3 protein-coding genes are annotated in these 1,831 nt (G+C 64.4%); all 3 read right to left on the bottom strand.

The genetic code is table 11. The features are described 5' to 3' along the window. A partial coding sequence (locus AC1DY5_RS53910) for a catechol 2,3-dioxygenase (RefSeq protein ID WP_478122406.1) occupies positions 1-816 on the bottom strand: 816 nt, incomplete at its 3' end. Further along, positions 816-1,202 (bottom strand): 2Fe-2S iron-sulfur cluster binding domain-containing protein, encoded by a 387-nt coding sequence (locus tag AC1DY5_RS53905; protein ID WP_478122405.1) that lies wholly within the window; start codon positions 1,200-1,202, stop codon positions 816-818. The genes AC1DY5_RS53910 and AC1DY5_RS53905, both read right to left, overlap by 1 nt. Positions 1,203-1,214: 12 nt before the next feature. Next, on the bottom strand, positions 1,215-1,831 hold a 617-nt coding region (locus AC1DY5_RS53900), incomplete at its 5' end, for an FAD-binding oxidoreductase (RefSeq protein WP_478122404.1).

Here is a 1,831-nt window from a genome sequence, read left to right as displayed (position 1 = left end):
GGTCTCGTTGCGATTGCCGCTCGGGTCGAAGAAGTAGATCGTCTCGCCGCGCGTGATGCCGTGACGGGTGGGCGCCACGTCGATCTTGACCTTGTTCTTGGCCATCACGTCGGCCGCCTTGAGAACGTCGTGCCAGGAGTCGAGGAAATAGGCAATGTGGTGCAAGCCGCTCTTGGGACCACCGACGAAGGCGATGTCGTGCGGCGTGGTCGTGCGGCTCATCCAGGTCGCGGCCTGGATATCGCCAGCGGGGCCGACGAGGACTTGCTCGGTGAGGAAGAAGTCCAGCGCTTCGGTCATGAAGCGCGTGTTGTCGGCGACCGTGTTGATGCCCTCCGGAGGGTTCATCTCGCACATCAGCAGCAGGTGGTCGAGCCAGTGCGCGCCGGCACCCTTGAGGTTGTCGGGCCAGGGATCGGGGTTGGTGGTGCCGACCTCGGTGCCGACGTACTCCTTCATGGCATACAGGCGCATCTCGTGGCCGCTCGGCAGTTTGAACTGCAGCATGCGACCGGTGGCCGGCAGCGTGCCCTCCGGCGACATCGTCGTCTTCACGCCCCAGGCTTCGACCTTCTTCTGCAACTCGTCGAGGTCCGAATCCTTCTCGACCTTGTAGGCGACATGGTTCAAGCCGCCCTGATCCGAGGGCGTGAGGATCAGTGAGTACTTGTCCCACTCGTCCCAGCATTTCAGATAGACGTTGCCCGCCTTGTCCTGCATGGTCGTCTTCAAGCCCAGCACGTTCTCGTAGTGCTTCACCGCAGCCGCCATGTCCATCACTTTCAGGCTGGCGTGGCCGATACGCATTACACCCATCACATGTCTCCTTCATGCCGCATTGATTGCAGCGTTGGTATATGGCTCGCCACCATGGCGGGCCTCTTGGAAAACGGTTTCTCCAGCTTGCCGATCACCTCCAGCCGCACCGCGCTGGCGGGCGCCACGCGGCAGGCCAGCGTGAAGCCGCACTGCTCTTCCTCGACACTGACGTGTGCGCGGCTGACAGGACCGATCGAGGTGACCGTGCCGTCGACGATGCGCACCTTGCAGACGCCGCAGCCGCCGTTGACGCAGCCTGCGGGGATGCCCTTGCGGCCAAGGCGCAGCATGCCGCGCAGCAGACTTTCGTCGGTCGCGCACGGGTAGCTTTCACCGGTCTGCGCGATGCAGACATTGAGCTTGGGGCGGGTCTCAAGGAGCATCGTGGCCGCCTCCTACACGCGCTGGAACAGCGGGCTGCGCTGCTGGCCGGCGTCAGCCGCCGAGATGAACTTCTCGGTGTAGATGTCGCGTTCGAACAGGCGCCCTTGCATCAGTGTGGCGATGCAGGCCTCGACCATCGGCGGCGGTCCGCACAGGTAGGCCTTGTGGCCTGCGAAGCCGCTACCGAAATGAGCCTTGGCGGCGTCGTGCACGAAACCGCGTGCACCACCCCAATCCGAAGCCTCGGGCTCGTTCGACAGCACCGGCACATAAGTGAAGTTTGGGTGCGCGTCGGCGAGCGCGCGAAACTCTTCGTCGTAGTACAGCTCGTCGCGCGAGCGCTGTCCGTAGACCAGGGTGATCGGCAGCGTGGAGCCGTAGAGCAGGTCCAGGATCATCGAGCGTGGGCTCGACAGGCCCGAGCCGCCGGCCATGAAGATCGTCGGCAGCGCCGCGGACTGGCGCACGAAGAAGCGGCCGTAGGGTCCGGACAGGCGCAGCCGATCCCCGGTCTTCAACGTGTGGTGCAGGTAGCCCGTGCCGGCGCCGCCTGCGACGATGCGCACGTTCAGTTCGATCTCGCCGGTTTGCTCGACGTCRGCGGGCGAATTGGCGATCGAGAATGCAC

Source organism: Variovorax sp. P4_D9 (assembly GCF_056401695.1).
The sequence above is the reverse complement of the archived record's forward strand: the minus strand, read 5'-3'. Positions and strand labels throughout refer to the sequence as shown.

Excerpts from the sequence above, each read along its gene's own strand:
- AC1DY5_RS53905 (WP_478122405.1), bottom strand. The coding sequence starts at position 1,202 with ATGCTCCTTGAGACCCGCCCCAAGCTCAATGTCTGCATCGCGCAGACC.